Origin of the sequence: Microvirga soli (assembly GCF_016734765.1) — a bacterium.
Lineage (GTDB): Bacteria > Pseudomonadota > Alphaproteobacteria > Rhizobiales > Beijerinckiaceae > Microvirga > Microvirga soli.
Window position 1 is genome coordinate 17,730 of the sequence record NZ_JAERQE010000013.1, and the last position, 18,371, is coordinate 36,100.

The 18,371-nt window shown below is 55.2% G+C and carries 12 protein-coding genes and 1 pseudogene; 7 read left to right on the forward strand and 6 right to left on the reverse strand.

Annotation, left to right across the window (positions count from 1 at the left end; genetic code table 11):
• The first annotated feature begins 163 nt into the window (after positions 1 to 163).
• A complete protein-coding gene (locus JKL45_RS13185; RefSeq protein ID WP_201861576.1) occupies positions 164 to 1,408 on the forward strand; it encodes a CaiB/BaiF CoA transferase family protein in 1,245 nt (414 codons plus the stop codon).
• Between the two features lie 183 nt (positions 1,409 to 1,591).
• On the opposite strand, the pseudogene JKL45_RS13190 reads toward JKL45_RS13185, so the two are convergent.
• From JKL45_RS13190 to JKL45_RS13210, 6 genes and pseudogenes are all read right to left on the reverse strand, one after another.
• Positions 1,592 to 1,738: pseudogene (locus JKL45_RS13190) on the reverse strand (integrase core domain-containing protein); the annotation flags it as partial.
• Positions 1,739 to 1,938: 200 nt separating this feature from the next.
• Entirely contained in the window at positions 1,939 to 4,833 is a 2,895-nt protein-coding gene (locus JKL45_RS13195) for a UvrD-helicase domain-containing protein (RefSeq protein ID WP_201861577.1), read from the reverse strand.
• A 2,645-nt stretch (positions 4,834 to 7,478) separates the two neighbouring features.
• Positions 7,479 to 8,885, reverse strand: coding sequence for a primase-helicase family protein (locus JKL45_RS13200; protein WP_201861578.1), 1,407 nt, complete (start codon positions 8,883 to 8,885; stop codon positions 7,479 to 7,481).
• Between the two features lie 711 nt (positions 8,886 to 9,596).
• The gene (locus tag JKL45_RS31115; RefSeq protein ID WP_512699577.1) at positions 9,597 to 9,818 is read right to left on the reverse strand and encodes a helix-turn-helix transcriptional regulator; all 222 of its coding nucleotides are present in this window, start codon (positions 9,816 to 9,818) and stop codon (positions 9,597 to 9,599) included.
• A gap of 118 nt (positions 9,819 to 9,936) precedes the next feature.
• Positions 9,937 to 10,755: a hypothetical protein gene (locus JKL45_RS13205; protein WP_201861579.1), complete on the reverse strand. Its 819-nt coding sequence runs from the start codon at positions 10,753 to 10,755 to the stop codon at positions 9,937 to 9,939.
• Between the two features lie 539 nt (positions 10,756 to 11,294).
• Entirely contained in the window at positions 11,295 to 11,888 is a 594-nt protein-coding gene (locus JKL45_RS13210) for a helix-turn-helix domain-containing protein (protein ID WP_201861580.1), read from the reverse strand.
• 339 nt (positions 11,889 to 12,227) lie between these two features.
• Here JKL45_RS13210 and JKL45_RS13215 point away from each other — a divergent pair, with 339 nt between their 5' ends.
• From JKL45_RS13215 to JKL45_RS13240, 6 genes are all read left to right on the forward strand, one after another.
• Positions 12,228 to 13,841, forward strand: coding sequence for an ABC transporter substrate-binding protein (locus JKL45_RS13215; protein ID WP_201861581.1), 1,614 nt, complete (start codon positions 12,228 to 12,230; stop codon positions 13,839 to 13,841).
• A gap of 73 nt (positions 13,842 to 13,914) precedes the next feature.
• On the forward strand, positions 13,915 to 14,913 hold the full coding sequence (locus JKL45_RS13220) for an ABC transporter permease (protein WP_201861582.1): 999 nt from the start codon (positions 13,915 to 13,917) through the stop codon (positions 14,911 to 14,913).
• 25 nt (positions 14,914 to 14,938) lie between these two features.
• The gene (locus tag JKL45_RS13225) at positions 14,939 to 15,751 is read left to right on the forward strand and encodes an ABC transporter permease (RefSeq protein ID WP_201861716.1); all 813 of its coding nucleotides are present in this window, start codon (positions 14,939 to 14,941) and stop codon (positions 15,749 to 15,751) included.
• Positions 15,751 to 16,740, forward strand: coding sequence for an ABC transporter ATP-binding protein (locus tag JKL45_RS13230; RefSeq protein ID WP_376771034.1), 990 nt, complete (start codon positions 15,751 to 15,753; stop codon positions 16,738 to 16,740). Before JKL45_RS13225 ends, JKL45_RS13230 begins: the two co-directional genes overlap by 1 nt.
• 1 nt (position 16,741) lies before the next feature.
• Positions 16,742 to 17,782 (forward strand): ABC transporter ATP-binding protein, encoded by a 1,041-nt coding sequence (locus JKL45_RS13235; protein ID WP_376771031.1) that lies wholly within the window; start codon positions 16,742 to 16,744, stop codon positions 17,780 to 17,782.
• 164 nt (positions 17,783 to 17,946) lie between these two features.
• Positions 17,947 to 18,201: a hypothetical protein gene (locus JKL45_RS13240; RefSeq protein ID WP_201861584.1), complete on the forward strand. Its 255-nt coding sequence runs from the start codon at positions 17,947 to 17,949 to the stop codon at positions 18,199 to 18,201.
• Positions 18,202 to 18,371 lie beyond the last annotated feature (170 nt).

The following is an 18,371-nucleotide window of genomic DNA, read 5'->3' on the forward strand; positions in this document are numbered from 1 at the left end:
AAGGTGCACTCGCCGGACGAGAAGCTTGGTGCGGCGCGTCTTGGTATACGGTCTCTGGCAGAGCGTATTAACTTGTGACAGTTTCGGTTTCGCTCCGGCGATCGTCCACCTCACAGTTCGGCGCCATTGCGGCGGACCTTCTTAGGAACGGAGTGAATACAGTATGAAAGCGCCGCTCGCTGGTATTAAAGTGCTTGACCTAACCCGGGTCCTTGCAGGCCCGTGGTGTACGATGACCCTCGCGGATCTCGGTGCAGAGGTTTGGAAGATTGAGCATCCAGATCGAGGTGATGACACCCGGCATTGGGTGCCGCCCGCATTGAAGGATGTTTCGACATATTACCTTACCGCGAACCGCAACAAGAAAAGCGTGGCTTTGGATCTCGGGTCGCCTGAGGGCCAAGCTGTCGTACATGAGCTCGCAAGAAACGCCGACATCCTAGTTGAGAATTTTCTGCCTGCGACGGCCGCCAAGTTCGGACTTGATCACCGTAAGCTGCGAGAAACGAACCCGCGATTAATCTGTTGCTCAGTCACAGGATATGGCCGGGACAGCGATTTTGCTCACCGCCCCGGTTACGATTTCGTACTTCAAGCTGAGTGCGGCTTCATGGCGATCACAGGCGAAGCGCAGGGCCCACCGATGCGGCTAGGCGTCGCTTTCATCGATTTGGTCACAGGGATGAACGCCGTTCAGGCGATTTTGGCCGCCCTTCATGTGCGTGCGCAGACTGGTCAGGGACAGTCCATTGACATTGCATTGTGGGACAGCGGCCTTCAATTCCTGGCCAATGTGGCTTCTGGATATCTTAATACAGGTGTCGAGCCAGGCCGGTACGGCAACGCTCATCCAAGCATCGTTCCGTATCAGACGTTCCTTTGCGGCGATGGTCGGTTTATTGCACTGGCAGTTGGAAATGACGAGCAGTACAGGCGTCTGTGCTGTGATGCACTTCAGGTACTGTCTTTGTGGGAGGACGAGCGTTTTCGGACAAACCTTGGGAGGACCACAAATCGAGACATCCTGGTGCCTGTTCTTGCCGAGATTTTTAGACGCGAGACCCAGTCCTATTGGCTAGAACATCTGAAGAAGCACAATATTCCGGTTGGCGAGGTTCGGACGGTGGGCGAGGCTCTTACCTCGGCCGAGGCTCACTCAAGAGATGCGATAGTGAGTGTGGAGGATCCCCTCCTTGGCACGATTCGGATGGTGCGTAGTCCACTCCGATTGTCCGACACGCCCCCCGTGTCTCCAGTGGCGCCTCCGCGGCTGGGGCAACATACCGAAGAGGTTTTGCGCACAGTCCTCGGTTGGTCCGCAGAAGAAATTAGCCGCTTGAAAGTATCCGGCATCGCTACAGTCAACATGATCAACGAGCCGACTCCTCAGCCATCCCAGACTTCGTGAAGGTGAGGGCCGAAGTGGCATCTGTACCAATTTGCAGGCTCTTCTGCCCCGATGAGCTTGTCTCAGAAGTACCTATACGCGATGTTCCTGCCGAAGCGGCCTTCTCTAATGTCGCTTACTTAGCCACATGAGGGATCCAGGATGACGTTAATTCGAGGTTGGTCTAGGCGCCAGCTTGGACGCCGGGATCAGAACCTCTGGTACTGGTGACCGGTAGCCCAAGGATGGGTGCGGGCGCACTGTGTTATAGTGCCGGCGCCAGCTCTCGGGGATACCCCGTGCCTCCTCGAGCGTGTAGACGATTACCCCGTTCAGCAGTTCGTCCCGGAGGTGACATACGTTACGCCGACGTGCACGATGACATCTGCCGCCGTCCGGCCTTGCGCCACCCGCACACCTGCCTACTGCGGCTTGGAAATTATCTCTCCGGCCGTGTGGTTCTTGCTCATCTTCAGTCATCCTGCGGTTCGAAGTCGTACTTCACGGAGAATTATTTCTGAGGAGAAAGGTCAGGCGAGTCACACCATCTATCACAGTCGCTTTCTTCCCTTACAGATTGGATAGGTGACGCATCCCAAGAACGGGCCGTAGCGGCTTGACCGTTCGACCAGCCATCCGTCCTGACACTCCGGACAGGCACAGAACGTGCCCCCGCACGAACATCTGGCCTCGCCAGAAGTGTGCTGCCGCTTGGGTAGCCCTGTTCCGCACTCAGAGCATGCCGGCAGCGAGTACCCGCAGAGCTCCGCATGCTCGCATCGATATTGTGTTCGCCCGTCTTTCGTTGGAAATGCCAGAAGCTGGCCGCCACATTCGGTGCAGACCTCATCACGCGCCGGACCTTCGTCTTTGGTAACAATTTCGTACTCTGGATCAGCCAGCAGCTCGCAGACGAAGGCTGACTGTTTGGATGCCGATCCCATGAGCGTCAACGTGCGACGGGCACGTGTCATGGCGACATACATAACGCGGCGCTCTTCGGCATTATCAAATGGTTCGGCATCAGGCGATACCAAGCTGAGAAGCGGATCGTCGACTATTTCTGAAGGGAATCCGGTACGACCCCTAAAAAGGTTCAACACGACGACATGATCTGCCTCCAGTCCTTTAGACGAGTGGATGGTTCGGAATGACAGATCGAGGTTCGAAAATTCCCTCTTCAACTTAGGCAGGCCTGCCGGAGCTACATGCCTATACCGGCCAAGTAAAAGGACGCTTGACCTCTGGTTCCCCGGAGAGGCGAGGTTCGAAAGGGCCTGAAGCACGTGCCGGAGTTTCTCTTCGGAGTCGTGTCGGAATGTTGAAATCACCTGGATCGCAGGATGGATAGCCCTTCCAGCCGGAATGATCGTTTTAGGTAACTGCGCAGGGTTCTTTAGAACAAATTTGCGGGCTGCGTATGCGATCTTGTCGACAGACCGAAAGGTTCTCCCCAGATCAACCGTCCGATAGACGCCAGAGCGGCCATCAAAAGTGCCGCCGAACTCGCTACCAAAGTCGCGCATGAGATTGATATCAGACCCAGCAAATCGATAAATTGACTGCCAGTCATCTCCAACAGCAAAAACGCGGGCGTCTTGATGCTGGGATTTCAGCGCCCGAACGAGACGACCTCGGCTGCGTGAAATATCCTGAAACTCGTCTACCAAAATGTGTCGATATGGGCTGCGATATTGTCCATTCTCAGCGTATTCTGATGCACGCAGGATCATGTCCTCGAAGTCGATGCGGCTTCCAAGCTGTCTCTGATACTCGGCATAGACCGGCCCGAAGATCGAAAGAAAAGCTTGCGCTCGACGACCGAGCTTCAGCTTGCGCCCCTTGGCCTCACAGTCAGCAAGGTTGTAGCCGCCACCTTTGTAGTGGCGCAAAAACGTCCCGAGCAACTGCACAAAACTGTCGACCTGATTCAGCTCGACCACACGATCGAACAGCGTCTCCCGAGGGCGAGGCTGGCATGTTTCGAAAGGTGCAATTTTCTCTGCGAGTGCCTCGAGGAGGCGGCCCTCCTCACGCTCATAGCTGAACGTTTCAATCAGTGTCGTGCTATAGGCTGAGTGAACCTCCCGCTTCCATGCCATACCCGCTAGATACTCTTCCCGATCAACAAAAGGCGCTGTCAGCAACTCATCACTTCCGTCGCCAATCTTCTTCCGCCGCACACCGAAGTGCTCAATGTAGACGCCACTGTTCTTGAGCCGGAAATCCGGGCAGTAGCGCCGTCGCCCTGTGTGAGGGAGATCGTGTTCGTAATCCGGCTCGTACTCATACTCAATATCGTTTTCGAAGAGCCAGTTTGCTATCATCAACTCTTCAAAACTCTTCACTTTCTCACCCTGCAGGGTTCGCAGGTCTGCCTTTTCGATAAAGGTGTAGTATTCGTGCTTCTTTTCGAAGTCCCACTCGCTTTTGTCTTCGAGGTGCGTGTAAGAAAACCAACGGATGATCGCCCGCGAGGCATCGGAGTCTGTTGCAACGAGTGCTCTCAAGATATCCTTGATCAGTGCCAGAAACGCCTTGTCATCTGTCGCGTGAGCGGCCAGCGCGGGCTTGGTGCCTTCAACCGCTCCGATGATGTCATACGCCAGAGCATGGAAGGTTCGAGCCTCCAGTGGCTCACCGCAACGCTCCTCAATGCGCTCGGACATCTCTCGCGCGGCATCCCTGGCGAAAGCCAGCAATAGGATCTGGTCGGGCAGTTGGATGCCGGCCTTCACCAGATATCCCGCCTTCGCCGTTATGACACTTGTCTTTCCCGAGCCAGCACCGGCCAGCACGAGTGTTGCGTCTTCATCCGCAACGATAGAAAGTCGCTGTTCTGGCGTGAGGGGATTCTTCTCGAAGGTGTCGAAGAAGTTTTCCCACCGCGCAAGCTCCTCTTTTTCGAATCGAGCGATCGCCTGATCTCGCCAACGGCTGGCGTTGTGAATGAAACTCTGGATCTTCCGGATTTGCCCGAGGTTGTTCTCTCCAATTGCTTCCGTCGGAAGTTTTGAGAACAGAGTGGTCTCAAGCGAGCGAGCCTCGTCAAGAATTGGCGAAAGAACACAGGCGGCCGGATACCGGGTTGGCTCGCCAAGTTTATCTATGGCGTCCAATATGTCGTCAATCGTACCGCGCTTTTCCTCGAAGCGACCTAGATTAAAGGTCGTCCATGCCTTTCGGACTTCTCGCGCGAAGGTATCCGCATTCTGGTAGTTGGCCCCCTTGAGAGAAATTCCGATGCCATCGTCGGTTCGGATACGGACCGTAGTTCCCAGCAAGCCTCTTTTCAAAGAGGGGGGATCTGCAAGGTCCTGTAGGTGGACGGTTCGACCGCGCCGCGCGTCGATGATCAGCCCACCGTCCCGATACTCAATACCTCGGGCATGGATGCCGAACGGATTTAGAAGAAAAGATAATAACGGCTTAGGTTGAACGCGCATCAGAACAGACAACTCGCTTGCGGGACCTTTTCCATACAATTCCTGCACAGCTTGTCCGACCTACCACCAAGCTAGGCGATTGAGAACCATTTATCATAAGCCGGTTAATCAATGCCAAGGCGAGGTAACAATATAAGCACACATGGATACGCCAACGGCATCTCGATCCAGTCAGCGCCATCCCTCCATCCAGTCGAAAAGGGGAGCGTCTATGTCCCGCCGTTCCCTAGTTGCAGGCGCCTGTATCCGTGTCAGGTAACGTGATCCACGCCCTCAGCCTCACGGGCTTGGTGGAAACAAGGCCGCAATATTCGTCGAGAAGGCAAGGGGGCATGGGATCGAGGTGGTCGATCCGGCCAAAGTCATGCTCGTGGCTGATGGTTCCGTCGGCTACGTCGACGCGCCCCTCTACCTGGAAGGCTGTCTTGCGTAAGTCCGCCCCCGAGGGCGAGGCCATCCTGGTTGCTGACAAGGCCACCATCGACGACCTCGACTTTGAATTCGAGCTTATCCGCCTGGCGCTGAAGGCACTGCGCTAGTAAGCTGCGTTCCATGGACAGCTCCTCGCGCCACCAACAATACCCGTAAGGGCTGCTTCTTGCACAACTGGGACATTGCGGGATGGTCGACTCCGGGCCGCTAAGCGGAAGTTCGGAAGATTTGGGCGCAGTCGATTGAAGGCGGTGATACTTCCGATAACCGCGAGAGGGGTTATTCCTCAGGCCGGCTTTTTCGTTCCGATAATGGAAACTTCTCGGAAGCAATGGCCTCGCAAATAGTAGAGTGTTTGGCTACTGCCCAAGACAGCACTCCAAGGCAGGTTGAAACAGGCTTCGCCAGCTTGTTATCGGGAGCAATAGGCCCGTCTCTGATGGAGCAAAAGGCTGGCTGCGCCTCAGGCTCCAGCGCGTTGGGTAGCGAAGCCGCGACACGATCTCTGGAACTAGTAAGACAACGAACCAAGACAATGTCTCAACTGAACGCAGGAGCTGGAAGTAAACTGCTTCGGCCGCTGAAAGCGCCGAGCGCCGCTCACCATCAGCGCTGCCGATCTCAAACCGGAGTACGCTTCCCTTCTGACGTGCCAACCTGACACCCGTAGGCTTTCCCTGGGAGCGTCACTTCGGAAACGAGTTGACGCTGTCTTAACTCTCCGTCAACTCGTTTATGCACCAACCAAGTGAGCCATTGCACGGTCCTGCGGTCCTAGAACACCAGCTGACGAGCTTCGGTGAGCTACCTGAGCCCTCCTCTCAGGCACAAAGACAGACGAGTCAGTCAAGCCGCCTCTCAAGACAGGGGGAGACAGCCCCCAAGACATCCAAAGACCGTCCCGAAGCCACCTTTGGCTGACGCAGCCTGCAATTTACGTCAACTTTCTGCTCAAAAAGCACCTCTCAAGGCAGGAAGACAGGCCCCTGTCTTGAGACGAGTCAGGAGGCGTTTTCCGAGTCAATCAAGACACCACTTGGCAGGCATCTCCTCTCTCCTTGAGGATCAGGCACAGCTGATAAGCCGTGATGCGGTGTGCCACACGTACGTTAACTCCTTAACGTTACTCCGTACTTCGGTCACCTGGAGCCAGCCCCGCTTCTAACTTTGCCCGCCATGCCAAGAACTCATCGGAGTCAAACAAAGCTTCGAAACGAGCGATAATAGCTGGGTCTCGCGCTTGATCTGCCCAAGCGTAGCATTGTTCCAACGGCAAGGTTCGTACGGAGCGTCCCGGGTGGCTCTTGAAGCGGGTCCAGTGATCATGAGTTCTCCTTCTCTCGTCAGGCGTCTGATCCACCTTTTCTTCCGAGACGTAGCCAATCAGATGTGCGCCGATGTCAATATCAGTGCACCAGACCCTCTCCTCCATCTCCCTCCGGCGAGATGGGTCAGCCTTCTGAGGGAAGTCGCAATAGGGCTCAACGCGGTAGCGGCTCGCGAGCGATCGACGGTCGAAGATGAGGATTGCGGGCCGTCCGTCGCCGTCGCTCTTCAACCTTGCCCAGCGAGCGGCCTCGTCAGGACACCGGGTGAAGCACACAACGGGTTGCCCGATGGCCGCGAAGAAGAGCTTTCCGGCTTTCAGGATCGCTTTCGAGGACTGAGTTCCATGGTAGAGCACGTCGCGGCCCGCAGCCATTTCTCGTGCGAGAACGGCCATATCGTAATGATGGTAGAGCATTTCTGATGCCTTAATGGGACAGTGAGCAATAATCCGCCTAGTGCCGTTCGTGTGTCCGAGCTGAGGTTATACGCATGCGAGTCAATCAAGCCGCCATATGAAACAAGGGAAGACAGCTCTCGAGATAAATAAACCTCATTCCCATGCCGCCTCTGGCTGACACAGTTCGCAAGGTCATGGTGATCCTGAGAGTGATTGTCATACATGTCCTACTCTATTCATCCCGATCCCAGAGGTGAGACAGCGAAGCCCCTGAGTACGTTGTGTCCGTCCCACTTGCCCTACGTGTCCCGTCTCAAGGTAGGCTCACGCCGTGGCTTGCTCGTACACACGTGAGGAAGGTGAGGCATGTAGGACAGGTGAGACATTCGCTCCGGGTTTAGGTAGTTAGCACGTCCTACCTAGGTCAGAGCAGGAGCCAAAGGTGGGACACCGCAGGCACCAAACTAACGAATGGCGCGCTTCGTTCTTATTCCTCATCGGCTTCATCCCAAGACACTGCCTGGCTGAGTTCGGCTTCAAAGGCTTCACGGCACTTTTCGAGATCTGGCAGGTGGTAGCACCAGACGCGCGTCGTAGGATATTCCATGCCAACGGAACGACGTACTCTTCGAATGCCAGGGATCAAGTGGCCGATCTTGATGCCAAAGGACGTCTCCTCCGCCTTTCGCTTGATGCCAGTCCGATCAGCAGTCGCAATATAGTCATCGAGTAGCGTTGAGCATGGGATTAATCTAGCCCAAGTCTCACCCGAGCGAGTACTGGTGCCAGCACGTAGGCGCTCAAGCCACCAACTCTCAATCGAGTCAAGAGATCGAAGCTTTTGCTCGAGCAAGGCCTCAGTGCGGGGGATCTGGCGTAGGTTTATGGTAGTGAGGTCAAACGCCAACAGATCCGCGAGTAATGCCTCGCGGCCCCCACTGGCAAGCTCTTCTTCCATCTCACGAAAGTAGCCATGGTTTTGGGCGCAGCGAGGGGAAATATCGAGCACGCAGAAGCGGCGCTCATCCTTACCAGCTGGAATAACCCAATCCTCATTCGAGGTGATCAGTAGGCGTAAATAGTTCTTGAGCCGGATAGGATCGATCCCTTTGGCCTCGATCATCTGGTAGTCGGCCGTGATCAATCCTTTGAGGCGACCCTCGGCAGCCTTTTCGCCGGCCCAGAAGCCCTCATCGGCCTGCAGAAGCAGACAGGAAGCCATGTGAGCATTGAATTGGCCGACGAGGTAGCGTGGGTCGTCCATGAGGAAATAATGCTGCGGAAACAGCGAGCCGAAAACCTCACCGATCTTGGTCTTGCCGGTACCCATCTTTCCTCGGCAAACAAGAGCCGTGCCTATGCGCTCGCGCGGCCGCTGAACCATGTGTGAAAACCAGCCAAATACCCAATGGTACAGGTCTTTGTCGCCACTACAGAGGTTGTTCAACAAGTGGTCCTTGAAAATCGTATAGTGACCAGCCTGGTGGTTTGGCACGACCGAGAAGCCGCGCCACAGGTTGAAGTAGCCGTCCGTGCCTGTCTTTCCCGCGGGATCGGGGTAGAACTCAATTCCTCGATACTGCCGGCGCCTGTCGTCTGCTAGCCAAGCACTCGCCCAAGTCACAGACTTAACCCGACCGTCGCGATCGCGAATTTCCGTGAAGCGGTTGAGGAACCAAGAACGAAAGGCCGGTAGCGACAGGATACGAACGCGGTCCTCAATCGGGGCAGTCGATTGCTCATAGATTACCACGGCCTTCGAGCCCATAAGGACAAGCGCGAACTCGCGGTTTAATTCCCTAATGTCGAAGTTCCAAGTCGTGGGTGCATTAGTGCCGTGGCTTCGCCTGTGCTTTTGTCGATCGATAGCTCGAATGTCGATGAGGCGGTTCATCCGCGAACCTCCTCAGTAGGATCTGGCACAAGAATGGGTGGCACATCAGCTGTGCTGAGCAATGTGTACAGTTCCCGTCCCTGCTCGATTGATTTGGCTTGTAAGGGCCCAGCATCACGCAATATCGAACCGGCCCTATAAGGGGTAACAATGACGATGCCACGGCGATTATCTCGCAGCCAGCTCAGCGGGTCAGGATGAACAACCAGTGTATCGTGGATGCGAGGGGCTAGTGCCTGCTCTTCGCCGAGCATGGATACACGATCAAGCCAAGTAGCGAGTTGCCCCGTACGAGGGCACCATGCGACCATATCCTCCGCTGTGCCACAGCAATTCCGTGCAATCATGATGCAGGCGGTTACAGGGGAGGGGTGACCCCGACTGTAGCGCGCGAATTCGAACCAGGGCCCGCCAGGAAATGTTACCCGGTCTTTCTTCACGGCAAATTGACCGTCGTGAAAGCTGTAGGCCAGTGCTCCACGTTCTACACCCCGAGACCGAAACCACTCGATTTCAGCACGGGTCAGGCAGCCACACCTGGAGTGTTCAGCGAGAAGTTCCGCAATACTCATGCCAAAGGTCCCTTAGAATAATGAAGAGGGAAGGGCGCTTGGAAGCAGTCACCGGTGCGGTTTTTGGGGAACAGCTCAGCGCCTAGGCGTGACGCGTGGACCTCGGTACGGGCCCTACCTTCCGCTTCTGCACTATGGTTTATGTCCCGGATTTAGCCGTGCGAGAGGCTAGCCATTCAACCAAGTCGCCGCCTCTCCAGCCGAGCTTGCGTTCCGAGAGCTTCATGGGAGCGGGCACCTTCCCACTTCTGTACAACCGCCGCCAGTGAGCTACCGAGAACCCGCAGAGTGCTGCCGCCTCAAAAGTGTCCAAGACGCGGTGCCGAGCAATGTCTGTTGGGAGATGATCTAGTGGGTCCATTCCTATCTCCTGTGCCTTGATAAGCAGTAATAAGCTTGCTGGCTCAGGAGCTATCTTGATGGATATGCGAGCTGTGGACAAAATTGTCACGAGAGAAATTTTGGCTGAAAAAATACAATTAGCCTTCAAAGAGGTCGGTCTGTCGGCGCTCTCTCACGCTAGATTTAATCTGCTGCCAAGATCGGACTATTGTTTCTGAGCTCAACTCCTTGCCGTTCGGACCTCGAACGCCGAGCTCCCGTAAAAGAGCTGCAACAAACCGAACGTCTGGACCGGAGATTTCTCCCGTTTTCGTATGTCGCGATATTCCAAAGTCGCGTTGAAAGTGAAATTCGTAAACCTCTACGGCTAGCAACAACATGATTTCTCTATCTCTACTAGGGTCACGTACGGCAGGTTGGAACTCCTGGCTGGGAACGTCATCCATATCGGAGAGGAGTGCCTTCATGTCCAATAAGCAACCGTGAAGACGTTCGAGGGTATCTGAGACAGAGCCATGTTTTCGGATCCGGTTCAGCACTGGCGTAATTAATCTGGAGAATTCCTCATCGTCACCGCGTAACCCAGGAATTATGTCACCTAGCTCCTCACGCAAGGCCATCAACGCTATCTCATAGCGGGCTCCGCCGGCGGCTACCCAGAGTAGTTCAAGACGAGGGTCATTTTGGTTGCTTGGGAGCGGCAAGTTCGTCAGGAACTTGTCAATCCGGCTCCTAAATCTCATTATCCACCGGGTTTGATCCTGACTTAAGTCAGATCTCCTGTGCAGCAGCGGGTTCTGGTACCAGGTTGCTATTATTGCAAGGTCGCGCTCGAAGTCTCCTTTCTTAGTTGAAAGAGGCAGCCCTACAGCAGCAAGAACCCTTTCGATTGCATCTGCGTCGTCAGGAGCTACGTATCCTTGGTAGTCGGAGCGCAGCTTATCAAGTGTCATCATTTGTCAGACCTGCTACTGATAATTGGTCCAGCAATGACAAAATTCCGATTCGGATCATTGTCTAAGCTAGGAGATTGTTTGGAAGCGAGCGCTCCAAAGCTAAAGGCTTTGTCGCTTCTCAGTCCTGTAGGTCGCGCGGTTATAGAATCCGGCCACACCTGCTTTGTGAACCGAGATATTGTTTAGAACTGCCTCGACCACATGAGGGAGTGTGCCTATTTCACTCAAGCGTGTGGCCGTCGTCCGCCGCAGGTCATGTAGACGCTAGGGGCGCATCACTGCCACGGCTTTCGCGATTCGGGCGTCAAGACGAGTCTTCGACTTTGACCATCCGCTGTAGCCGCCCCGCCCCTCGCCGAGAACGAACATACCGCCCTAGCAGTGGGGAAGGCGCCGCAAGACTTCCAGGACTGCATCGTTGTGCGGAACCTCATACGGCAAGCTATTCATTGTGTGCTCGCGCGAGCTCATCCAGAGGCCCCAATCGAGGTCTTGAGTATCTTCAACGGAGCTAGAGAAAGACGGCAACAAGTCTGAGCTCAGCTAACTTCGTTGGACCGTATTACCCAGATGACACGTGTCTCCTTTTGCGCCAGATTGCGGAAGCTATGTGGCTGGGTGCTGTCGAATTGGAAGGCGTCGCCCTCTTCAAGTACGTAGGTCTTCTCGCCGATCTGAAGCTCGAAGCGACCTTCCAAAACGATCCCACCCTTCTCCCCTACGCGGCGCCATGGATCAGGACCCGAGCCTCCGCCCACTTCTATAGCGAGGATGAGCAATTCCAAATCAGACCGTCCAGGGGGAGACAACAGTTCTTTAGTGAGGCCCATTTGCGCGAAGGATAGTTTCGAACGCTTTTCAACGCGTGTGACGACACTCTCCTCGCCACTTCGATCCGTGTTCGGATCGAAGAAACTAGCCAGAGGGACGCCAAGTGCAACACGCAGACGGTTGAGCAGCTTCAGGGAAGGCGAGGTCTTCCCGCGCTCGATGTGACTGAGCATTGCCACCGAAATCTGGCTCATCGCGGACAGAGCAGTGAGGGTCAGGTCGCGTTCGGTGCGCAAAGTCCGTATGCGCTCCCCCAACCCGCGGAGCGTTTCGAAGTCGACCTCGTCGTCATTGATCGTCATTTGTTGGCTAACCGGCTGGAAGTGGCATGGGGAAGCTCGCGCTTGCCCCAAAGATTATAGCGTCCTGAAAATTTTTGCCGAGCTTTTTCATTATCGGCTTGCAGAATTATAATCAGAAGATAACCTGGCTTCGGCTCCATATAGATTGAGCCTAAGGAAGGATCAAGCGCACCAGCCTGTGCCTTGAGCCGAAATGAGGGAATAGCTTCGTCTGAGCGGCTAAAGTGCGTGGCGGTATGTAACTTTAATGCGATAACCGTCTGTGCGAGCTTTTGATGAGAATGAAATCAAACGTTTCCGCTTTCGCTGACAGCAAGTTCTAATAGGGAGGACATACCAGTGCTGCTGATCAAGAGTTGGAAGAACGGAGTGCGCGCTTTAGCGCTCGCAAGTGCGGTGTCACTTGCTGCCGGCGCCGCAATGGCTGCGCCCCAGCGAGGTGGAACTCTTGTCGTCACGACAACGCCTGAGCCGGCGATCATTACCAATGCTCTAAGCTCTGCTCCGACTACCGCCGAACTGGCAACGAAGATCTTTGATGGTCTGCTTGAGTACGACTTTGATCTCAATCCTAAGCCTTCGTTGGCAGAGTCATGGGAGATCAGCCCCGATGGCAAGACGATCACCTTCAAGCTGCGCCAGGGGGTAGTTTGGCATGATGGTAAGCCTTTCACCAGCGCGGACGTTCAGTTCTCACTGATGAAGGTCGTCAAGGAATATCACCCTCGCGGCAAGGGTAATCTTGGGCCGGTGACGTCAATTGACGCTCCTGATGCTCATACTGTCGTGTTGAATCTGGCTCATCCTTATGCGCCGCTTATGAAGGGGCTTTCGAGCCTCGAAACACCCATCGTTCCTAAGCATGTCTACGAAGGTACGGATTTCCGAAACAATCCGGCCGTGAATAATCCGATCGGCACTGGCCCGTTCAAGTTCGCGAAGTGGGAAAAAGGAAACTTCATCGAGCTTCAACGTAACGAGAAGTACTGGCGCGAAGGAAAGCCCTACCTCGACCGCCTGATCTTCCGGTTCATTGCAGACAGCTCAACGCGTGCTGCTGGCGTCGAGCGAGGCGAGATTGATGTCGCCACGTTTGGAACGATCAACCCCGTCGAGATGCGGCGCCTCGAGGAGCTGCCCAACATCTCGATCGCGAAGGGTGGCTATGAGGCCATCGCGCCTGTGATGATGCTGGAGCTTAATACCAAGCGTGCTCCGTTCGATGATAAGCGTGTCCGTCAGGCTGTGGCCTACGCTTTGGACCGGAATTTCATCACCAAGAACATATGGTATGGTTTTGGCAAGCCAGCTGTCGGTCCGATCTCCTCGTTTGTAAAAGGGAGTGGCGCCTTCACCGATCAAGGTATCCTCAAGTTTGATGTCAAGGATCGCCTGGATATCGCCAATCGCCTTCTCGACGAGGCTGGTTTGAAGCGTGGGGCCAACGGCATGCGGACGAAGATCGTTCATGACGTCGCCCCATTCGGTGAGGACTGGCGCCGTATGGGTGAGTACATCAAGCAAGCCCTTGCGCGGGTTGGTATTGAAGTTGAACTCCGCAATCGCGATTACCCGACCTTCGTGCGCGAAGTTCATAACAAGTACGACTTTGACATGACCTCAACGTGGTCGATCGGCATGGCCGATCCGATTCTTGGTGTTCAGCGCCAGACTTGGTCGAAAAACATCAATCCAGAGGTGCCGTTCGCGAACGTGTCTCAGTACTCGAACCCGGAAGTTGATAAACTCTGGGAAGCAGCGCAGACCGAAATGGACCAAGCCAAGCGTTCGCAGCATTTTCACAAGCTGCAAGAGCTCCTGGTTGCGGATAGTCCGCTGATTTGGCTCATGGAAATGGATTTGGTCGCCGTTCAGAACGACAAGGTTCAGGACCTGATTACATCGCCACTCGGCGTCCGAGGTGGATTGTACGACACCTGGGTCAAGCAGTAACAGGCTTCATGCAGGAGGAGCAGATGAGCTTTGATCTGCTCCTCCGAAACTACAGCAGAAGAGGGAAGAGCTTATGTGGAGCTCTCGGGCCAAGTATGTTCTGAATCGGCTAATTCACGGCCTGCCGATTATTTTCGCGATCGTAATCGCGAACTTCTTTCTCATCCGTCTCGCCCCTGGCGATGCAGCGCAGGTTCTGGCCGGCGAAGCCGGTGCTGCGAGCGAAGAATATATGCGCCAAATCCGTCAGCAGTTCGGATTAGATCAGCCTCTCTATATCCAGTTCATTAGTTACATGAAGAATATTCTTATGTTCGACATGGGCTATTCATTTCGCCATGGGAGAGATGTCTCCTCGCTGATTTTCGAGCGGGTTGGAGCCACCGCGCTGCTCATGTTCGCCTCCATGGTCATCTCTGTCGGAGTAGGTGTCCTTCTTGGAGCAGTGGCGGCCATCAAAGATCGAACGATCCTTAGCAACGTCATCGTGATATTCTCGATCATTTCCTATGCGACGCCGCTCTTCTGGGTTGGCCTGATGCTGATCATCGTGTTCTCAATTCATCTCGGCTGGTTTCCGACAAGTGGGATCGCGACTGTCGGTTCTACAATGACCGGTTGGCAATACGCACTTGATATCGCGCACCACCTCGTCTTGCCGGCGGTGACGCTGTCGTTCTTTTACATGGCGCTCTATACACGTCTAATGCGGGCCTCGATGCTCGAGACGCTTGGTCTCGACTTCATCAAAACCGCTCGAGCGAAAGGACTTTCTGACCGGAAGATTGTCTCCAGACATGCCCTACGAAACGCGATCCTGCCCGTTCTCACGATGGCTGGTGTGCAGGTGTCTAGCATGTTGGGTGGTTCAGTGATCATCGAGTCGGTATTTGGGTGGCCAGGATTGGGCTTGCTCGCTTTTGAGTCGTTGTTTGCTCGCGACCTCAACCTTTTGCTTGGCATATTCTTCCTGAGTTCAATCCTAGTGGTCGTGACCAACGCTATCGTCGACGTGGTTTACACGATCGTGGACCCTCGCATCGAACTGAAGGGAAAGCTCGCTCATGGCTGAGACACATGCAAGCGGCCCGGGTGTTATGAGACGCGTGGTTTCCAGTCCTTCTGGCATCATAGGGTTGTCCCTCCTGTCGTGCGTCGTTCTGCTAGCCGTTGCTGCGCCGTGGTTATACCCTGAAGGCCCCTTTGAAATGGTAGGGATGCCATTCAGCAAGCCCCTCGATGAGTACCTGCTTGGCACGGACATGCTCGGTCGCAACATAGCCGCCGGCATCGCCTATGGAGCGCGGATATCGCTCATCGTCGGTGTCATCGCAACGATGTTCATCGTGGTCCTCGGAACGTTGGTTGGCGGTGTCGCGGGATACTATGGCGGGCGGATTGACTCGGCGGTTATGCGGATCACTGAGTTCTTCCAGACGATCCCGTCTTTTATTGGTGCTATCGTAATCGTCGCAATCCTGGGGCCGACGCTCGTTAATGTGATCGGCGCAATCTCCATTGTCTCATGGGCCCCACTCGCTCGCCTTGTTCGGGCGGAAGTCATCAGTGTAAAGAACCGCGAGTTTACCTCTGCTTGCTTGGCACTGGGAATGAGCGACTTGCGGATCATGGTGGTGCAGATCCTTCCCAACGTACTCTCCACCATCATCGTTGCTGGATCTTTGATGGTCGCGACTTCCATCCTCTTTGAGTCCGGCCTGTCATTTCTCGGATTAGGCGACCCGAACATCATGACCTGGGGCTTCATGATTGGTGCAGGACGTTCCGCAATTCGAACCGCTTGGTGGATGGTCACCATGCCGGGTGTTGCAGTGCTACTGACGGTTCTTGCGATTAATCTTCTGGGGGATGCGCTGAATGAGGCTCTGAACCCGAGGCTCAAACGATGATGAATTCAACAAACCTCTTGACCATTGAGGGTCTTTCTACCGAGTTCCGCTCGCCGCATAAGCAGTGGTTCCCGGTTGTGAACCGGATCGATCTGCAGGTCACTGTCGGCGAAACATTGGCGGTCGTTGGCGAGTCGGGCTGCGGTAAGAGTATGCTGGCGCACTCAATCCTGCGACTGCTGCCGAGGCGCATAGCACGCAATGCTGGCGGAAGGGTCCTCCTTGAGGGGCGCGATCTTCTCGCTCTGTCAGAGGATGAGATGCGCGGGGTGCGTGGAAAAGACATCTCGATGATCTTCCAGGAGCCGATGACGAGTCTGAACCCGCTCATGACGGTCGGACAGCAGATCGCTGAAAGTATTCTTGAGCATGAACAATGTAGCGTGCAAGTCGCTGCCCGGCGGACGCTTGACCTTATGGAGCTCGTTGGCATTCCAGAGCCTAGGGCCCGCTTCCATCAGTACCCCCACCATCTTTCTGGTGGAATGCGGCAGCGCATTGTGATCGCGATCGCCCTCGCGTGCAGGCCAAAAGTGCTGATTGCAGATGAGCCGACGACTGCACTCGATGTGACGATCCAGGCGCAAGTGCTTGCACTCATAGACAAGCTCAAGCGTGAGCTGGGGATGGGCGTCATCCTGATCACACATGATCTGGGTGTTGTCGCGGAGTGGGCCCAGCGGATCATGGTCATGTATGCAGGCCGTAAAGTGGAGGAAGCCGACGCTGAGACCTTCTTCACGTCACCAAGGCACCCTTACAGCCGAGCCTTGCTGGCGAGTGTACCCCGTCCCAACGACGTTATGAATGGGGTCGTCAAGCCCTTGGCAGAGATCACGGGTACCGTTCCGCCGCTGGACCGGCTTGGTGGTGGATGCGCTTTCGCCGACCGCTGCACCATGGGGACTGATGCCTGTCGATCCGGTAGTCCGGCGTTCCGCTTGTTGACGCCGTCAAGCGGGGTAGCGTGCATCCATGCAGGAAATTGAAATGACCTTGCCGATGAAGCCCCAGCCTCTGCTGGGGGTAGATCGCCTAGTAAAGTATCATGCCACCCCGGCTGGAACCGTTCGCGCAGTCGATAAGGTAAGTTTCGAGGTTATGCCCGGGGAGACGTTAGGTCTCGTCGGAGAGTCTGGCTGCGGGAAATCGACCCTCGGACGCACGATCGTTCGACTTCATGAGCCGGATGATGGCTCCATCCTGTTCCAGTCGAATGACATTAGTCATCTCTCGCGCAAGGCGCTGCGCCCCGTGCGACGGCATCTGCAGATGGTGTTTCAGGATCCGTTCGCGTCACTGAACCCACGGCGGACGATCCAGCAGATCCTGACTGAGCCTTTCTCAGTCCATGGTGTCGGTTCGAGAAGGGAGCAGATCAATAGGGTCAATGAGCTCGTTAGCAGGGTTGGTCTCCATTCCGACCACGCGAGCCGGTACCCCCATGAGCTTTCAGGCGGTCAGCGTCAGCGTATCGCGATCGCGCGTGCAATCGCCCTTGAGCCCAGCCTCGTCGTTTGCGATGAGCCAGTTTCGGCCCTTGATGTCTCGATTCAAGCTCAAATCATCAACCTGTTACGACGACTTCAAGAAGAGAGTGGCGCCGCTTATCTGTTCATCTCGCATGACCTGTCGGTCGTTGGGTACTTGGCCGATAGAATTGCTGTGATGTACCTGGGCGAAATCGTCGAGATTGCCCCCAAGCGAGCACTGTGGACCGAACCGCTGCACCCTTATACCCAGGCGCTCTTCTCGGCGATTGCAGAACCTTTGCCTCCCAGTGTCCCGCGACGCAAGCGGTCTACGCTGACAGGAGATCTGCCAAGCCCTATGCACCCACCGTCGGGGTGCCGGTTTCACACTCGGTGTCCATTCGTGATGCCGAAGTGCCGGGAGGTCGCGCCCGCGCTTGCCAAGGTTCAGGCGGGTACCACAGACGCCCGCCGTGTGGCTTGTCATCTGTATAGCGACACTCCGGAAGCCGCTGCACGGCCTTCACTCCTGAGCGGTTCGCCCATTCCTGCGACTTAACGCGGCGCTGCTATGTCGGTAAACAAACATATGAGCCGAACCAATGCTATGTGATGCGGACCAAAAGTCTGCATCCAACAGAATGTGCGCTAGCGGTCGCCTGCCTGTCAGTGTTCGAGACGGCAAATGCCGCCTTCTATATTTGCAAACAAAAGGGGAAAATAATGAAGTACATCACCGCCCGGATTAGGCCAGAGAAAGTCTTCCACGGCTATGATTCCGATCGGAAGATCGTTACTGACGAACTTCCAAATCAGGAATTTGTGGAGAAGGTCATCAAGATCGATCGTATTCTCTCTTTCACGGAGAACTACATCTTCATCGAATGCCCCCATAACACGGTGCAGACCTGGGAGTACGAAGGTGGTCTCGCAGACATCAAAGGGCGCCTCCGTGAAGCAGGTATGCTGATCGACTGACGATAGCCCGTCTAGTGCTCGAAGAGGGCACAACAGCTTAGTGGCATTCAGTTTCGACGCGCGAAACGTATCAGAACCTGCAAAGTTGGTGGAATATCGCCAGAGGACGATCAATACTGCTCTGGCGATATTCAACGATCTGAAACATTCGCGAGGCATGCTGCGTTAGT